This is a genomic window from Ruminococcus sp. CAG:379 (assembly GCF_000434255.1).
Taxonomy (GTDB): Bacteria; Bacillota; Clostridia; order Oscillospirales; family Ruminococcaceae; genus Ruminococcus_F; species Ruminococcus_F champanellensis.
The window spans coordinates 10,160-27,377 of sequence record NZ_FR894913.1 but is presented as its reverse complement, the minus strand read 5'-3'; the positions used below and the strand labels follow the sequence as shown (position 1 = coordinate 27,377).

The 17,218-nt window shown below is 51.6% G+C and carries 18 protein-coding genes and 1 pseudogene; 3 read left to right on the top strand and 16 right to left on the bottom strand.

What is annotated here, in order from left to right; genetic code table 11:
• Nucleotides 1–16: 16 nt before the first annotated feature.
• The 10 genes from QVO51_RS08805 to QVO51_RS08760 form a co-directional block, all read right to left on the bottom strand.
• Nucleotides 17–247 (bottom strand): hypothetical protein, encoded by a 231-nt coding sequence (locus QVO51_RS08805; protein ID WP_022358101.1) that lies wholly within the window; start codon nt 245–247, stop codon nt 17–19.
• A gap of 648 nt (nt 248–895) precedes the next feature.
• Nucleotides 896–1,882 carry a DUF6709 family protein gene (locus tag QVO51_RS08800; protein ID WP_022358100.1) on the bottom strand — a complete coding sequence of 329 codons (987 nt, stop codon included), beginning with the start codon at nt 1,880–1,882 and terminating at the stop codon, nt 896–898.
• A 115-nt stretch (nt 1,883–1,997) separates the two neighbouring features.
• Complete coding sequence (locus QVO51_RS08795) at nt 1,998–2,657, bottom strand: DUF2461 domain-containing protein (protein ID WP_022358099.1); 660 nt, start codon at nt 2,655–2,657, stop codon at nt 1,998–2,000.
• A gap of 13 nt (nt 2,658–2,670) precedes the next feature.
• Nucleotides 2,671–3,474 carry an ABC transporter permease gene (locus QVO51_RS08790; RefSeq protein ID WP_022358098.1) on the bottom strand — a complete coding sequence of 268 codons (804 nt, stop codon included), beginning with the start codon at nt 3,472–3,474 and terminating at the stop codon, nt 2,671–2,673.
• 4 nt (nt 3,475–3,478) lie between these two features.
• On the bottom strand, nt 3,479–4,282 hold the full coding sequence (locus tag QVO51_RS08785) for an ABC transporter permease (protein ID WP_022358097.1): 804 nt from the start codon (nt 4,280–4,282) through the stop codon (nt 3,479–3,481).
• Nucleotides 4,279–5,304 (bottom strand): ABC transporter ATP-binding protein, encoded by a 1,026-nt coding sequence (locus tag QVO51_RS08780; RefSeq protein ID WP_288168041.1) that lies wholly within the window; start codon nt 5,302–5,304, stop codon nt 4,279–4,281. Before QVO51_RS08780 ends, QVO51_RS08785 begins: the two co-directional genes overlap by 4 nt.
• A gap of 184 nt (nt 5,305–5,488) precedes the next feature.
• Complete coding sequence (locus tag QVO51_RS08775; RefSeq protein ID WP_022358095.1) at nt 5,489–7,837, bottom strand: ABC transporter ATP-binding protein/permease; 2,349 nt, start codon at nt 7,835–7,837, stop codon at nt 5,489–5,491.
• Between the two features lie 30 nt (nt 7,838–7,867).
• Nucleotides 7,868–8,209, bottom strand: coding sequence for a phenylpyruvate tautomerase MIF-related protein (locus QVO51_RS08770; protein ID WP_022358094.1), 342 nt, complete (start codon nt 8,207–8,209; stop codon nt 7,868–7,870).
• A gap of 34 nt (nt 8,210–8,243) precedes the next feature.
• Nucleotides 8,244–8,834, bottom strand: coding sequence for a flavodoxin family protein (locus QVO51_RS08765; protein ID WP_022358093.1), 591 nt, complete (start codon nt 8,832–8,834; stop codon nt 8,244–8,246).
• Entirely contained in the window at nt 8,831–10,252 is a 1,422-nt protein-coding gene (locus QVO51_RS08760) for a Sapep family Mn(2+)-dependent dipeptidase (protein ID WP_022358092.1), read from the bottom strand. Before QVO51_RS08760 ends, QVO51_RS08765 begins: the two co-directional genes overlap by 4 nt.
• 150 nt (nt 10,253–10,402) lie before the next feature.
• Between QVO51_RS08760 and QVO51_RS08755 the strand changes: the two genes are divergently transcribed.
• From QVO51_RS08755 to QVO51_RS08745, 3 genes are read left to right on the top strand one after another with little or no spacing between them, the layout of a single operon-like run.
• Nucleotides 10,403–11,401 (top strand): M15 family metallopeptidase, encoded by a 999-nt coding sequence (locus QVO51_RS08755; RefSeq protein ID WP_022358091.1) that lies wholly within the window; start codon nt 10,403–10,405, stop codon nt 11,399–11,401.
• 2 nt (nt 11,402–11,403) lie between these two features.
• Nucleotides 11,404–12,399 (top strand): tyrosine-type recombinase/integrase, encoded by a 996-nt coding sequence (locus QVO51_RS08750; RefSeq protein ID WP_022358090.1) that lies wholly within the window; start codon nt 11,404–11,406, stop codon nt 12,397–12,399.
• Between the two features lie 9 nt (nt 12,400–12,408).
• Complete coding sequence (locus QVO51_RS08745; RefSeq protein ID WP_022358089.1) at nt 12,409–12,855, top strand: hypothetical protein; 447 nt, start codon at nt 12,409–12,411, stop codon at nt 12,853–12,855.
• Between the two features lie 35 nt (nt 12,856–12,890).
• Here the strand turns inward: QVO51_RS08745 and ligA are convergent, their stop codons facing one another.
• From ligA to QVO51_RS08715, 6 genes and pseudogenes are all read right to left on the bottom strand, one after another.
• Complete coding sequence (gene ligA / locus QVO51_RS08740) at nt 12,891–14,873, bottom strand: NAD-dependent DNA ligase LigA (protein WP_022358088.1); 1,983 nt, start codon at nt 14,871–14,873, stop codon at nt 12,891–12,893.
• 11 nt (nt 14,874–14,884) lie between these two features.
• Nucleotides 14,885–15,514, bottom strand: a complete 630-nt coding sequence (yunB, locus tag QVO51_RS08735; protein ID WP_022358087.1) for a sporulation protein YunB — start codon at nt 15,512–15,514, stop codon at nt 14,885–14,887.
• A 49-nt stretch (nt 15,515–15,563) separates the two neighbouring features.
• On the bottom strand, nt 15,564–16,313 hold the full coding sequence (locus tag QVO51_RS08730) for a hypothetical protein (RefSeq protein ID WP_022358086.1): 750 nt from the start codon (nt 16,311–16,313) through the stop codon (nt 15,564–15,566).
• A gap of 86 nt (nt 16,314–16,399) precedes the next feature.
• Nucleotides 16,400–16,759, bottom strand: coding sequence for a phosphoribosyl-ATP diphosphatase (hisE, locus tag QVO51_RS08725; RefSeq protein WP_022358085.1), 360 nt, complete (start codon nt 16,757–16,759; stop codon nt 16,400–16,402).
• A 3-nt stretch (nt 16,760–16,762) separates the two neighbouring features.
• Nucleotides 16,763–17,095: a phosphoribosyl-AMP cyclohydrolase gene (gene hisI, locus QVO51_RS08720; RefSeq protein WP_022358084.1), complete on the bottom strand. Its 333-nt coding sequence runs from the start codon at nt 17,093–17,095 to the stop codon at nt 16,763–16,765.
• A 10-nt stretch (nt 17,096–17,105) separates the two neighbouring features.
• Nucleotides 17,106–17,218, bottom strand: a pseudogene (locus QVO51_RS08715) (imidazole glycerol phosphate synthase subunit HisF); the annotation flags it as partial.

Genomic DNA, 17,218 nt, shown 5'->3' with positions numbered 1-17,218 from the left:
GTGTCCTTTTTCGTGTCTATTTTATCGGGAAGGGGGCAGTCTTACCGCTGCATCGGAGGTAGCCTGCATCGTAAAGTTCGTTCAGAGCGTTCCTGATAGTTTTCAGAGAATCATTCTCAAAGAACGGACAAAGCTCCTCTGCGGTATGATAGTCTGTATCGGGAAAATTGAGCATTCTCAGCAGAATAGCTGATGCTTCGCAGGACAGCTTGTCATCGCTGATCGTGATGATTTGGCGTTCAGACATAAAAACCTCCTATTTTTCATTTCGCTTAACTAAAACAGCAGACGTGATATTCGATTTTCAGGCATAAAAATAGCGGACAACGCTCCGATTATATGGAACATCGTCCGCCAAATGATTGCTTTTTTGATTGAATTTTAGAGGTCAAAAGCACAGATCCGCTTTATCTGTAACAATAGATTATCATTTTCTTGTTTGGCAAATACACGAGATATTTCCTGTCCCCTATACCGATTTTCTCTACCGGAATCGGCATTTTTCGCAGAGGACTAAATTTATTTCGTGTGTCTACCATAGGTCTACCAAGTCATGTTATCATTTTTTTGTCTACCAGAAATCTACCGAAATTCTACCAAAAAACATGGTTTTTTATGATTTTTGAAAGCTGTTGTAATTCGGTGCTTTTCAACTTTTGATGTTCAAAAAGCTCGAAAAATCGGGCAAAAAAGGGAACGAAAGACCACAAAAGAAATTAAAACGCTTCACCGATTTAAAAACTTAAAATCCCTCGGTAGCGATACCGTACCGGTTCGAGTCCGGTCAGCGGCACCAAAAAACGCAAGCTTTCTAAAGAGGGCTTGCGTTTTTTCGTCGCCCTGTCTCATAACAGCATGGCGAAATAGTCTGCAAACAGGCTTATGTCGGTTCATCTCATATATGTTCGCTGTTATACGTCTCGGGACCAATGGGCTCCAGGTGCACAATACCGGGATGCTTCACAGTGCTGCGAAAGGCACCTGGTTTCGTGTTGTAAAGGACTTGCAGTTCCCTGGAGTAGCCTACTGTGACCAGATTTCCTGCTTTTGTCACATCGGATATGATAACAGAACACAGCTCCTCCGGGCATTGGATCTTATACTGCTCGCTGTTTGCAAGTGCCACAATGACGCTATAGACCCGCTCTGTATGAGAATACTCGCCGTTGCTGTATTTTTGTAAATTGTCATAGCCACTATATACCCACACGATCTCATCCATGGGCAGTACAGCAGGAATCGCTGTGATGGTAAGAAATCGGGCGCTGACTGCTATGGTATTGGTAGAAATCAAATACACCTTACTGGCTGCAAAATCCTGTTCCGCTTCCCGTTTCTCAAGGCCATAGCTTTTGTATGCAGCAAGAACAGTTCTGTAGTTCTTTCCAAATAAGGAAGCAACAAAGGCGATCGGACACATGACATCCAATACAGGCAGGATAAAAACGATGATGCCCCAGGCAAGCAGCAGCAGAGAAAGCGACCACACAAACACCGTTGTAACGCCCCAGATCAGTGCCGGCCGGTGGCTCAATGTGCGTTTCATGCTGCCGTGATGCTCCGCCTTTCTGACATACTTTTCCCGCTTCTTTTCCAATGTTCGCTGGCGCTTTTTATATGCACGGCTGTTGGGATCATCCAGATCTCGAAGGCGCTTCTCCTCTAGCTTAATCTGATTGAAGAAGTAAACACCGGCGCCAACGAATACCAATGTAAAAAACAAGCAGAATAGCATACCGCCAAGGCTCTTGAGTGCGACAAAGAAAACCACGCCCAATGCAAGGCAAAGTATGCCGATCAGAATGGAAAACACCCCACTGGTTTTTGTGCTTCTGCGCTTTCGCTTTTCTAATTTTTCGGGATCAACATATTTATATGCCATCTTTTATACCCCCATACAAGCTGATCTCTCTTTGATATTGTATCATAGCGCATAGAAAAAAGCAACGATGGGACGACTCGCTGCTTTTTTGTGTAACTTTTTAAGCATGCTTGCGTTACACCTGTTCAGCGGCGTTCAGCAAAAAGCGGTAAAAGGGCACCAATTGCACATATCCCTTCCCAAGCACCTGGGGCAGCGCATCACTGAACAGCAGGGGGAAATCCGTACTCTGACAGCTTGCCCCCATATTCCGTCGATTCAGCCAATCCTGCTGCTCCGAAGGCGCATCCGGAAAGTGATTTCGTTTGTACAATTCCCCATACAGAGAAAAAGTCTGCTGGGAGTCCATCGCCTGCCGTGCAGCCAGATAGGAGGGAGACTGCTCCAAGATCATTTGCCGCAGCAGCTGCATTTGCACTGTGCTTGCGTGATAAAAGCCGCAGCCGTAGGAGAACCCCTCCTGTCCGGCTTCAAAGTAAAAAGCAGGGTATTCTCTCCCGTCCCGTGGTCGACTGAAGGTACACCAGAAGCAGGTGCGGAACAGGCTTTTATCCTTGGAAAATCGGGTATCTCGATAGATCCGGGACATGCACCGGGGCGTACAGCTGATTTGGGGATCAATCTGTGCCAGATAGGGCTGTACCTGTTGGATCATGGCTTTACAGGGCTGGGCAACGTATTGCTGATACTGGTTTTTGTGTTCCTGATACCATGCCTGGCTGTCGTGCATGCGGTTTTCAAATAAAAATGCAAGTGTCTTTTCGGAAAATGCCATATGATATACTCCTTTACGAACCAGTTCCATTGTAACGGGTGGCGCCCCGCATCCAAACCAGATAGCTGATGTAAAAAAACAGACAGCCGATCAACGGGGACAGCCAGGACAGCAGGGGCACTGCATCCGGCCGCAGGATCACCAGGCTGGGATAATAGGCGATGAAGGTGATGGGGATGATGAAGGTGAAGATGAACCGGAACACCCGGTTGAAGATGGTTGCCGGATACTTGGCGTAGTCCTTAAATTTGCTTGCCATGACCATAACGTAGCCGGACTGTACCACCCAGAAGCAGGTTGCTGCCGCCAGATTCATCAAAGCGATCATAAACAGGGATGCGGTAATCAGACAGAGGATTACTTTTACAATCAGCAGAACGGATATGCCGATGCCAAGCTTACTCCAGGCGTATGCCAGGGTGCCGATGCCGAATGCCAGCTGCCCCAGTCCCTTGATGTCGAACACCTCGGACATGTAGTAAAAAAACAGATTGATGGGACGGAAGCAGTATTTGATGAAATCTCCCGAATAGACATATATCCGCAAATTCCAGTTATTATCAAACAGGCATTGCACCGGCGTCAGAGCAATCAGGGAAAAGCCGTAGAGAAAGAGCATTTCGTGATAGCTCCAGCCCATAATGGATGGAAAATTCTGAAACAGAATCCAGAAGGACAGGAAACCGGACAGGTTGGTGAAGATCATGCCTACGGTGGAGATGATGAAATCCGCCCGGTAACTCATTTTGCTTTTCAAATCCTGCACCAGGATCTTTCGGTAGATCCGCAGGTAAAAGCCCAGTGTGTGTGCTTTCATATTCTCACCCTCCGTTCACGGTAATTACACGCATGGATCTGCGCCAGAACAGGTCGCTGACCAACAACATCACCAGCGCCCAGAACAGCTGGATGCCCAGCATGGTGAGTGTTTCCCTCAAGGGCATGCTGTCCCGGATGAGAATGGTCAGAGGCGTATTGTAAATGGACTGGAAAGGCAAATAAGAAACGATCCGGCGCAGGGTATCCGGGAAGAAATCCAGCGGAATGGTGGCACCGGACAGCAGCAGCACGATGACCTCTTTCATAATGTTGATACCCCAGATGGATTGGGTGTACAGGCACACGGTGCCGATGAAGAAATCAATGCAGAAATTGATGGTCAGAGCCAACGGCACGGATACCAGGAAAAACAGCAGATTGACTCCCAGGTGGATCGTCCCGTCCGTCAAAAAGTACACCACCAGGAACGTGGGCAGAAAGGTCATGACAAAGGACATAACCAGGAAGCCGGATTGTGTCCAGAAAAGAAAGCTCCGGTAGCGGATGGGTTTGATAAGATCCAGCACGATCTTGCCGCTTTGGATATCCCGTCCCATGTACCAGACCAGGTACATTTCCATAAAGCTGAACAGGGCGGATGCTAGTACCAGATAGATCAGAGTACCGGAAAAGGTCATGCCGCTGACCACATCCGTTCCGGCAGAGGCGAAAATGGACTTCCAGAGAAAATAGATCAGCACCAGATAAATGAGATTTCCTGCAATCGTTGTCACGGAACCAAGCCGGAATTGCAGCTGCTCCAGCATACCGGCACGGGTCATGGAAAAATAGCGCCGCAGCTTCATTGTACTCCCTCCTCGTAGATCTTGCGGATGATCTGCTCGGTGGAGATCTCCTCCAGCTTCATGTCGGCGATGGGATGCAGCTTCTGCACCGTGTTCAGCACCTCCATCATGGACAGCTTTTCCTCGTCAATCACAATGTCCACCCATTCCTCCTCCGCAGAAACCGCCGGGGATGCAGGTGCCTGGAACGCCTGGGAAAGCTCCCCCTGGAGCCGCATACAGGCATCCGCCGGGGACGCATCGTTCAATCGCAGCTTTAACGTCCGGTAGCAGCCGAAAAATTTTTGTAGATGGGCAATGTCGTTGTCGTAGAGCATTTTTCCCTTGTCGATGATGACGATCCGCTGACACAGGGCATCCACATCCCCCATATCGTGGGTGGTCAGGATCACAGTGGTATGCTTTTGCTGATTCAGAGCATGGATCAATTCCCGGATCTTGTTTTTCATGGACACGTCCAAGCCGATGGTAGGCTCGTCCAGAAATACCACCTTGGGATTGTGCAGGAACGCAGCCAAAATGTCGCTGAGGGTGCGCTGTCCCAGGGACATCTGACGCACCGGCTTGTGGAGCAAAGGCTCCAGGTCTACAAGATCACTGTACAGTGCCATCATCTGATCATACTGCTGCGAGGGAATCTGGTAAATATCCCGCAGCAGTTTGAAGGATTCGATCAGAGGCAGCGCCCACCAGAGCTGGGAACGCTGTCCGAATACTACGCCGATCTTCTGTGCATTCCGGGTTCGGTTCCTGTAGGGCACCTGCCCGTTCACCAGGATCTCTCCGGAGGTGGGCTCCAGCACACCGGTCATCATTTTAATGGTGGTGGACTTCCCTGCCCCGTTGGGTCCCAGATATCCTACCATTTCCCCCGGTGCGATCTCCATGGAGATATCATCCACCGCCCGGACGATCTTGTAATCCCGGGAGAACAGATCACGCAGACTGCCCTTGAGTCCCTCGTGGCGATTCAGCATCTTGAATTCCTTTGTAATGTGTTTGATCTGGATCATGCTGTCCATGGCTCCGTCCCCTTTCGCTATGTGCTGCTTCCATTGTAACACAGATTCGGCATGGATGCAATAAGATATATAGTATTTGTTGTATATCGGGCAATTTTTGTCGGAGATTAGATAATTTTCAGAGAATGCGAAAAGCCGCCTTGGATGCTTTGATCAAAAGCGGCTTTCTGTGTTTTCCTATTTGTTATTCTGAGCGCAGTGCTACCACGGCATCCTTCCGGGATGCCATCTTTGCCGGAATGTGACCGCCCAGCATGGTTAGGATCGTGCTGATTGCTACCAACAGAACCGCATGCCCGATCTGAAGGGTTGCAACATTTTTCAGATCCGTCATATTCTCAATAATCGAATTGATGGGGAAGGTACCCAGCCATGCGATCAGCACGCCCAGGGTACCGGAGAACACGCCCAGGATACAGGTTTCCGCATCAAATACCCGGGTGATATCCTTTTTCCGGGCACCCAGCGCACGGAGTACGCCGATCTCCTTGGTGCGTTCCAGAACGGAGGTGTAGGTAATGATGCAAATCATAATCAAGCTGACCACCAGTGAAATGCCTGCAAAGGCGATCAGAACCATGGTGATGGCATTCATGATGCCCTTGGTCATAGAGGAAATGGAAGCAGCCAGATCCGTATAAATGACGGTGTCATCATCACTTTTTCCTGCATTCCATGCATCCAGGTATTCTGTAATGGCATCCTTGGTGTCGAAATCCTTGGGATACAGCATCAGCATATAGGGTGTCTCATCACCGCCCAGGGATGCAATGGTCATCTGCCTGGAGGTTTCGTCCAGTTCTTCCATGGTGAACACGCTGGTGCTGGAATCCTTCTGTGCCTTGACGATCTCCGAATCCAGTGCCCGATCGATCACCAGCTTGGAAAGCTTGTCGCTGTAAATGATGCCGGAGCCAAGTAATGCCAGGTCGTTGTCCGGATCGATCCGGATGATACCGGTAATGGTAAGGGGCAGACTGTCATCTGCGTTGTACATGGCGTTGTAATCCGTACCGGGTACAAAGGTACCATATTCGGTTTTGGTATAGTACTGATCGTTGGAGATCAGCCGCATCTTGGTACCGATAATCTCATCAAAGGACAGCTTCTCCACGTCCTTGACATCAAAGCCCAGATTTTCCAGAATGGTCTGATCCAGTCGGTTCTGATTGTCCACCAGCAGCACCAGGTCTGTATCCTTTTCCGGATAGCTGCCTGCCAATAAATTGTAGTTCTTCTCCAGGAAGCTCTGGCTGTTTTCGTCCAGATTGATGGGATAGGAGGACAGTCCCGCAGAGCTCATGCTGGTCAGATTGGTGGAAGACGTACCCGAAGAAATGCCGGAGCTGAAGGATACAGGCACGCATTTGCCGTCTACCTCACGGATCAGATTCATGTTCACCATCCGGAAATAACCAATGGAACCGCAGTTTGCCGGATCAATGCTTTCTACATACTTCATAAACTCCGGCGTAAAGTGATTCTGGTGGGTGGCTTTGTTTTTTTCCGGGTCATACAGGTAGATCTCTTTGGAATCCGGAAACAGAGCCTCGTTGTTTTTATCAAAAGAACCCTGCATCTCCTTGATGTCCTCATCTGTGATCTGGGTTACGGTCTGTGAGATCATAATGGGAAATTCGCTGAGGGCATTGGCTTGATACTCGTCGATCTGTTTCTGGAAACCGGTAGAAAGGCTCAGAATCAGAGCAATGCCAATGATGCCGATGCTGGAGGCAAAGGCAGTCAGAAAGGTTCTTCCTTTTTTGGTGCGGATATTGTTAAAGGACAGCCCCAGCGCCGTAAAGAAGGACATGCTGGTTTTCTTTAGCTTGAATTGATCCTCCTTGGGACGCTCCTGGTGGGGATGGGTATCGCTGATAATCTTGCCGTCGGAAAATTCCACGATCCGGTCTGCATACTGCCTGGCAAGCTCCGGATTGTGGGTCACCATGATGACCAGTTTATCCTTTGCCACATCCCGGATCAGATCCATGATCTGAACACTGGTTGTAGTATCCAGTGCTCCAGTAGGCTCATCACACAGCAGGATCTCCGGGTCGTTGGCAAGCGCACGGGCGATGGCTACACGCTGCATCTGTCCGCCGGAAAGCTGGTTGGGCTTTTTATGGAGGTGATCCTTCAGACCTACCTGTTCCAGCACCTCCAAAGCACGCTTGTGTTTTTCTGCCTTGGATACGCCGCTGAGTGTCATACCCAGTTCCACGTTTGCCACGATAGACAGATGCGGAATCAAATTATAGCTTTGAAAGATAAATCCAATGGAATTGTTCCGATATGCGTCCCAGTCCCGGTCGGAAAAATCAGAGGTTTTCTTCCCCTTAATGATGAGTTCTCCGGAATCATAGCGATCCAGTCCCCCGATGATATTCAGACAAGTGGTTTTCCCCGAACCGCTTGTTCCCAAAATAGCTACAAACTCCTTCTCCCGGAATGCAACGCTGATATCATCCAGCGCCTTTGTCTCGGTTTCCCCCACCCGATAGGTTTTCTTGATGTTTTTTAACTCCAGCAAGGTCAATATCCTCCCTTTCGGTTGTCAGGTTTAGAAATTTGAGCCGTTCCAGCCCCAGTTTGCTGTTTCGCTGTAGCAAACATAGACCCGATTCTGGGGAATGCGCAGTTCAGCGGCGCAGATTTCACATAGCTTCGCCGACATATTCTCGTATGCAGACGGGTTGGGAGCACCCAACACTTCCACATGGATCATGGCTGCGGGTGCATCACTACCCTGAAACCATAAGCTGTAATCGGGCTGGATGCCCACCATGAGCCACTGTTCGCTTTTGCCGGGCAGCAGGGTGATTGCCTGCCCCAGAGCAGATTTGAGCGCAGTTTTCTTTTCCTCGGAAACTGCCACATTTGTTTTCAGATCGATATAAGGCATATACATTTTCCTTTCTGACGGATACCTCGTCACTTTATTTTTTAGTATAACACAGTCTTCTGGCTTTTGCAAGATTCCGTGAAGGTTCAGCGATGGATACACCCAGGTCATAAGCCTGCTGCAAGGCATCCCCTGTCCGGACATCCCCTTTTTCCTTGGCTCCCCACACCAGTACCTGTCCAGCATGCTCCAGATGAAAGAAACGGCATGCAAGTTTGTATTCTGTCAGGATTGCATCAAACAGCTCCGGCAAGCTGGCTGCACCCACCAGCAGCAAAGCTGTTCGACGGATCCGGAAGGAATCCCGCATGGGCGTGTGAAGCCGGTCGATGATGGCTTTCAGCTGGGCACTGATTCCGTAAAAGTATACGGGAGATGCCAGCACCAGCACGTCCGCATCCCGGAGCTTAGGGTAGATTTCCTGCATGGCATCCTGCTGGACGCAGGTATGCCCTTGCCGCTGCATACAGGCATTGCATCCCAGGCAGGGGTGTACCGGATAATCTGCAACGGAGAGGATTTCCACCTGGTTGTGCAGACTGGCACCTCGGGCAAATGCCTCCGCCAGCAGATCCGTATTCCCACCCCGTCGCATACTGCCGGTGAGAATTACAATCCTGCTCATAGCATTTCCTCCGAGGCATCGCCGCAAAGCCGGATCATAGCAAGGGCGGTCAATTCTGCAATTTTCAGAAAGCTCTCAACCCGGATGGACTCATCGCCTCCATGCATCTGATTTTCTTCTCCGGGAAATTCTGCGCCGAATGCCACACCGCCGGGAATGTCGTGTACATAAGTGCCGCCTCCGATGGCAAGTGCATGTGCCGATTGCCCGGTGCATTGGGCATACACATCCAGCAGGGTCCGTACAAAAGGACTGCTCTCCGGCGTTTCATGGGGCTTGTGGTGCATCTGCAACTGTGTGGAAATACCGCCGGACTTCAGTACCTCTGTGATCCTGGCAATGATGGCTTCCCCATCTCCGCAAAGGGGATACCGCAGATCCACCCAGGCAGTCAGCCTGCCCTCTTGATAGGTCAGCAGACTTAATACATGGGTCAGTGCACCGGATTTTTCATCCCGGCAGCCGATGCCCAGAGCCGTACCATCCGTATCCCCATATGGGTACGCTGCGTGGAGGACATTCAGCAAGGCATGCTGTTCATCCGGCAGGGGCAGCTGCACCAGCAGATCCAGCAAAGCAGTCAGGGCATTCTTTCCCAACTCCGGCTTGGAGGCATGTGCGCTGAGTCCCTGTAGGGTCACGCAGCAATAACCATCCGTTTCGGACAGGTCAGCCCGGATCCCCTCCGGCAGTTGTTTGCACAAGGATTCCATCTGTTGTCTACTGCAATCCCGGATCCGGGCACTTGCACAGGCAGGTACTCCGTTTACCACAGTACCGCCCTCCATAGCTTCGACCCGGCAGCCGGATTCCACCAACTCTATGCCTGCGGTCAGAGTCAGCCGGAGCATGCCCTTTTCAATGTTGATGACCGGATAGTCTCCGTCCGGAGTAAACACCATGGGCGGCATGGTACGCTGCTGCAAATAGGCGGTCAGATCGGAGGAACCGTTTTCTTCATCCGTCCCCAGAAGCAGACGTACTCCGTGCTTCATCGGAATGTGCAATTCCCGGATGGCACGCATAGCATACAAAGCGGCCACCGCAGGTCCTTTGTTATCAATGGCTCCTCTGCCATAGAGCCGATCCGTATTCTGCCGATAGGTCAGCACAAAGGGATCCTGGCTCCAGCCCTCCCCTGCCGGCACCACATCCAGATGACACAGTACAGCCAGTGCGGCAGGCAGATCATTCAGTTCCACACTGCCCATACAATTCGCCACAGATTCTGTTTGAAATCCCAGGGCGGCACATTGCTCCAGGGCGAGCTTAAGCATCCGGGCCGGTTCTGTTCCATACGGCATGCCGGGTCTGGCGTCTCCACGGACACTGGGGACAGCGACCCATGCCGCCAGGGTATCGATCATTTCCTGCTTATGCGCTTGAAAATAGGATCGCAGTGCAACGGATTCTTCCATATCTGTTCTCCCCTTTCTGAACATTATATTTCCAGTATACCACAGAAGCCCTGATTCCGCAATGTCAGAATTCACACAAAAAACTGTTTACTTTTCCCGCAGAATATGTTATGATAAATAAGAATATTATGCACGGAAAGGACTGTTACTATGGCACAGACAAATAAGAGAAAAACCGTTGTCCGATACGACCGGATCATAGCTGTTGCTGTGATTTTTATCATTCTGATCGTACTGCTGGTTTCCTGTATCACTTCCTGCGGCGGCGACAATTCTACCGGAGACAGCAGCTCCGGCAAAGACAACTCCGTTGTCTCCACAGATCCGGCTTCCGGCACTCCGGGCAGCACCGATCCTTCCGGAACGGATTCCACAGCATCGGTGGATCCGACGGGATATAAGACTGCGGCGATGGATGCAGAAGCGGTTTATACCGGTGATCTGGTTGTGGTCAACAAGGATCATGAATACCACTTCCCGGATAATGAGGACAACCTGGTATCCATCTACCAGAATAAGCTGTCCACCTACCAGGCTAAGGACTGGGATACGCTTTTGGACAAACGGGTAATCGAGCAGTTCAATGCGCTGATGGAGGGTTATTACAACAGCACACACAACGTGGATATTATGGTGATCTCCGGTTACCGCAGCAAGGCAGCCCAGGAAAGCATGAATAAATCCAAGAGTAGCGATGTTGCCGCCGGCTATACGGAATACCACACAGGACTGAATTTTAATCTGGGCATTTTCCCCAAGGGCAAGAGTTCCTATTACTATAAGCCGGAGGGGGATTACAAGTGGATCTCTGATAATATGTCTGCATATGGGTTCATCCTGCGCTATCCGGTGGATAAGGACTCTGTGACTGGTACCAAGGGCAGTACCTATAAATTCCGCTATGTGGGCGTTCCCCATGCGGCATACATGACGGAAAACAGCCTGTGCCTGGAGGAATATCTGGAACAGCTCAAGAGCTATACCCTTCAGCAGCCTCTGGATTATGAAGCAGGCGGGAAAAGCTACCGCATCTACTATGTACCTGCGGAAAAATCCGGAAGTACGGACGTTTCCGTTCCCACTGACAAGGAATACAGCATTTCCGGCAATAACATGGACGGGTTTATCGTTACAGTGGAGATGAGTTAAGCATGCAACAAGCCAAATCTCCGGACAATCCGGAGATCCTGAACGATTATCTGATTTTTCTAAGCATCGTCAAGGGGCGTTCACCCCGGACGGTGGCGGAGTATAACCTGGATCTTCGTTTGTTCCTCAAGTATATCAAATTCATGAAAACCGAGCACAACCAACCGGCTGTGGAAGACATGGACATCCGGGATGTGGACATAACCCTGCTGCGGCAGGTCACATTGCAGGATATTTACCAATTTGAGTACTACCTACAGGATGACCGGCAAAACCGGGATCGTGCCAGAAGCCGCAAAACCTCCGCAGTCAAGGGCTTTTTCTCCTACCTGACCTATAACATGTCCTTGCTGGAGAAGAACCCGGCGGAGCATCTGGAGCTGCCCGGCATCAAACACAGCCTGCCAAAGTTCCTGTCCCTGGAGGAAAGCCTGCGGATGTTGTCCTCCGTGGAATCCGATCAACCACAGCGGGATTACTGCATACTGGTGCTGTTTCTCAACTGCGGCATCCGGCTCAGTGAGCTGGTGGGAATCAACGTACAGGACGTGGATATGTACGAACGTCGGCTTCGGATACTGGGCAAGGGCAATAAGGAACGAATGATCTATCTGAATGACGCCTGCCTGTCGGCGATCACTGAATATCTGCAAACCCGGAAGAATCCTCCCACCGAGCCAAACGCTCTGTTTTTGAGTCGGAACAACCGGCGCATCAGTCGCCGCCGTGTACAGCAGATCGTAGAAAGCGTGCTGAAAAATGCGGATCTTGGAGGGAGAGGGCTGTCCACGCATAAGCTGCGGCATACGGCAGCCACTTTGATGTACCAGCACGGAAATGTGGATACGCTGACCCTAAAGGAGATCCTGGGACATAAGAGCATCGCCACCACCGAGATTTACACCCACCTGTCCGATGAACAGCGGCAGGACGCCATTGAACACAATCCCCTTGCTAACGTGAAGAATCCATACAAGGGCAAACCGCCCAAGGAATAGGAGTACGATTTGAAAAATATAGTTTATGCTGCCATTGCCATTTTTCTGGTTCTGCTGCTGGGGATCCTGGGAATCACACTGAGCCGGCTCAATGAGCAGAAGAATGCATCCTCCTCCAAGGCGAATCCGGTGGAAACCATACCTGCAGTTACAAAAAGCATCTGGGATGTGATCGAGGAGCAACAGCCCCAGACCACCATACCGGAGCCTATGATGACGGACGAAAACGGAAATCTGGTAACCGATGAAAATGGCAATCCCATTCCCCTGCAAACTGGAGACACCACAGAAACCCAGGTAGTGTCCGGTACAGATGTGCCAGGTGCAGAGACCGATATACCGGACGGCACGGAGCCTGCTGCTTCTGAAACCGTTACTACAGCACCGCCCCAGACCGTTCCGCAGCTTCTGCAAACCACCACAAAGGATGTTCTGGTTATTCCCATGATAGATTGAAAGCACCCCTGGATGTATCATCCAGGGGTGCTCTTTTATGCTCCCGTCCGGCGCAGCAGCTCAGCTTCATCAATGACTTCCACGCCAAGGCTTTCCGCTTTCATCAGCTTGCTGCCCGCATCCTCTCCGGCAACCACCACCGAGGTTTTCTTGGATACACTGCCGGATACTTTGCCACCAAAGGATTCGATCAGTTTTTTCGCTTCTTCCCGTTTCATGGTAGGCAACGTGCCGGTCAGCACAAAGGTCATGCCCGCAAAACGCTGATCCTGTGCCTGCGCCGCCTGATACTGCATGGTCACACCGCATGCCTGTAGCCGCTGCACCAATGCCACCCGGTGCTGCTCCCGAAACGCCTGAACCACGCTTTCCGCCATAATGCTTCCGAAGCCGTCAATGTCGGCAAGCTGCTCCACAGAGGCATTCATGATCTGCTCCACACTGGGGAAACGATCGCAAAGCAATACTGCTGCACGCTGTCCGATGCCCCGGATGCCAAGCCCGAAGATCACCCGATCCAGGGGAGCCGACTTGGATTTTTCAATGGCATCCAGCAGATTCCGGGCGGATTTCTCTGCAAAGCGATCCAGGGACAGCAGGTCCTCCATGGTCAGAGTGTACAGATCCGCAACGGAGTGGATCTTTCCGTTGTCCAGCAGTGCTTGCGCAATGGCGGGGCCCATGCCGTCAATGTTCATTGCCCCTTTGCTGGCAAAGTGGATCACATTCTTCAACAGCTGTGCCGGACAGTCCGTATTGGGACAGCGCAGCACACTTTCCTCCGGATCCCGGACAGCCTCCGTGCCGCATACCGGACAGTGGGTGGGCAATGTATAGGGCACCGAATTCGGCTGATGGGATACGGAAGCCAGTACCTCCGGAATAATCTCCCCCGCCTTTCGCACCCGGATCATATCTCCCACCCGAATGTCCTTATCGGCGATAAACTGCTGGTTGTGCAGCACTGCCCGGCTGACGCTGGTGCCTGCAAGGGTGATGGGATCAAACACCGCTACCGGCGTAATGGCACCGGTTCTCCCAACATTCACCTCAATTTTCTGCAGCCGGGTTTCCTTCTCTTCCGGCGGAAATTTGTATGCCACTGCCCATTTGGGCACCTTGGTGGTGGCACCCATCACCTGCCGTTGGGCAAGGTCATTGACCTTGATGACTACGCCGTCAATATCATAGGGCAGCTTGGCACGTTCCTCTCCGATGCGGCTAATATGTTCCCGGATCTCCTGGTAGGTTTCACAAAGCCGGAACTCCACCGTTTTGAAGCCCAGCTTCCGCATCCAGGTCAGAGATTCCGCATGGGTACCGTGGAGTCCGCCTGTCATTTGCTGCACATTGAACACAAAAATGTCCAGCCGCCGTTTCGCTGTAACCTCCGCATGCTTTTGCCGCAGGGAACCGGCTGCTGCATTTCTGGGGTTCTTAAAGGGCTGCTCGTCCGCAAGCTCCTGCTGCTCTACCAGCTTCAAAAAGCTGTCCCGGGGCATAAATATCTCACCACGCACCTCCAGCAAGGCTGGTGCATCCTCCAGCCGCAGGGGGATGGATCGAATCGTCCGGATATTTCCGGTCACATCCTCCCCAACAAAGCCATCCCCACGGGTGGAGCCACAGGTCAGCACCCCGTTTTCATACAGCAGGGATACGGACAGACCGTCAATCTTTGGCTCTACCGTAAACCTGGGGGCATCCAGCTTCTGCTGACACTCTGCCACAAAAGCCGCAACCTCCTCAAAGGAGAATACATCCCGCAAACTGCCCATCTGAACCGTATGGGTCACCTTCTGAAAATCGCTGAGTGCCATGCCGCCTACTCGCTGGGAGGGGGAATGGGGACTGAGCAGCTGGGGATACTCTGTTTCAATGGCCTTCAGCTCCCGCATCAGTGCATCATAGTCACAGTCCTCAATGGTAGGGGCATCCAACACATAGTAGGCATAATTATGCTGTTCAATCTCCTTGGTCAGCTGGGCTAGCCGCAGCTTTGCTTGTTCAAAGTCCATTGCTTTCTCCTTTACGGTGCCCAGATACCATCGGGCGTTTTTCCTACGATAATTGTTTCCGACAACAGGCAGGTATATGTAACCGTCACCGGCTGACATTGCAAGGGCGCTGCCACATCCAGCGTCAGCGTCAGCCGCAGCAGGATCTGGTGACAGGTCTGGTTGATGCCAGCTTGGGTGAATTGGGTCAGAAGCTCCGTCTGTACGCTGCCAGCCGGCCGCACCTGCACCTGCACATTGGGTCCCCTGCCGGCAAGCAGCGTCATGCCACTTGCCGATCCGAGAGGAACCGAAACCCGGCTGGATGCATATTGGTTCAGCGCCTCATTCACCCTGCCGGTCACCTGATTCTGAAATCTGCTTACCGCTCCGGACAGCAGCTCCACGGAGACGATCTCGCCGGATTCGTTTTTCACAATGGCTGCAAACTCTCCTTGCTCCTCCCTGGTCTGCTGTAGGGCGTGTTCCGTACTTTCAACCAGGATCCGGGTGGCATCCTGCCGGATCACATGGGTGCAAGCGGCAGAAAAGGGCTCCCGAATCCGGATTCCCAGCCATAAAATCCACAGGATTAACCCACAAAGCAAAAGCACACCCACCAGGATCCGTTTTCGAGGACGACGGGTTCGGCGATACCGCATAGCAACTCCTTAACCGGAAAACGGGCGGCTGACAGCCGCCCTGTTTTCATTACTCGTCACAGCCGCAGCCACAGCTTTCCTGGTTCCCGGATGCTTCAAGGGGAATGGGAGAAAACTCCTCTGTCGGGAACTGAAGTCGGCTGAATACCTCGCAGGGGCTGTCGTTGTTAGCACAGCACGCCTTTGCCGGTACGGTATAGGGATAGGTGGGAATCAGCACCGTCACCGGTCTGGACAGCTCCACGATAGAGAACAGACCCAGTGTGAGGATCACCGCACGGTTTGGCATATCCGTTTCCCCGGATGCACACTTGCAGTGTCCCCTGCCGATTTTTGCCTCCAGCACCACCGGATCTACCACCTGGACGGATGCCACAGGCAGATTCACGATGTTGCAGCAGGAATTGGTGTGTCCGGTGGATTCCCCGGAACTGGTAAAGGTCTTGGTAGCAGATTCACTGCCGTAGAGTATGCAGGTCTTGGTTGCAGTGGCAGTGCCACGCAGAGGCATACCCGGTTCACATGCACGGTCGCTGGCCAGTAGATCCACGTCAAATGTATAGGTCAGATCAATGGAGTAGAATCCCCGATTGAACGGAACCGGCTCCACGGAAATGCACACATCCCGGATGGATACACACTTGGTCTTTACAAATGCACAATGGGGCGGCAGCTCACAGCCCTCCAGTCTGACTACCACGCCGGTGAGACAGTCCTTATCGCTGCAGCTGTCAAACACACGGTTAACCTTTACCGGGACAGCGTCCTGGGGGCAGTCCGAATGCAAACATTCGCTCATAACCTTCCTCCTTCACATTGCTTTTTGAAGCGCAGATATTGTACTTCTGTACATCATATTCGCCGGAAGGGGGAAATGTGACTGGATCAGGTTTCGTGATCTACCTGCTTAAGCACCTTCAGATTGCCGATCTTCTTGCTGCGCTCCTCCAGGACTGCTTCCACCTCTGAAAAGGGCAGGTTTTCCTCAGCGCACAGTACCATAATATGATACAGCAGGTCGGAAATTTCATTCTTCAGCTCGTTGTTGTCATGATTCTTTGCGGCGATCACCATTTCGGTGCATTCTTCGCCGCACTTTTTCAGAATCTTGTTCTCTCCCTGGGAAAACAGATAGCAGGTGTAGGACTTCTTTTTGATCTCATCAGCGGATTCGCCGCTGGACGCATACTGGGCCTTCCGGTCCAGTACCACCTGATACAGATCCTCTAATACGTTATTGGACATGGTTCATTCCTCCGTCTGTCTTTCATAAATTCTTGTGTAGAAGCAGCTGTGATGCCCGGTATGACATGCTGCACCGGTTTGCTCCACCGTGACAAGCAGGGTATCATTGTCGCAGTCTGCGTCAATGGCCAGCACCTTCTGCAAATGTCCGGAGGTCGCCCCCTTGTTCCACAGTTCCTGCCGGGAGCGGCTCCAGAACCAGGTATATCCGGTTTCCAGAGTCTTTTGCATGCTTTCCCGGTTCATATATGCGAGCATCAGAACCTGCCCGGTGCTTGCCTCGTATACGATGGCAGGGATCAGCTCCGCCTTTTGAAAATATCGATCCAGATTCATGGCTTTCTCCTTACCGCACGGCAATGCCTTGCTGTTTTAAATGGGTCTTGACCTGCTGCACGGTCAGTTCCTTGAAATGGAACAAGGATGCTGCCAGGGCAGCGGTTGCTCCCGTCTGTTCAA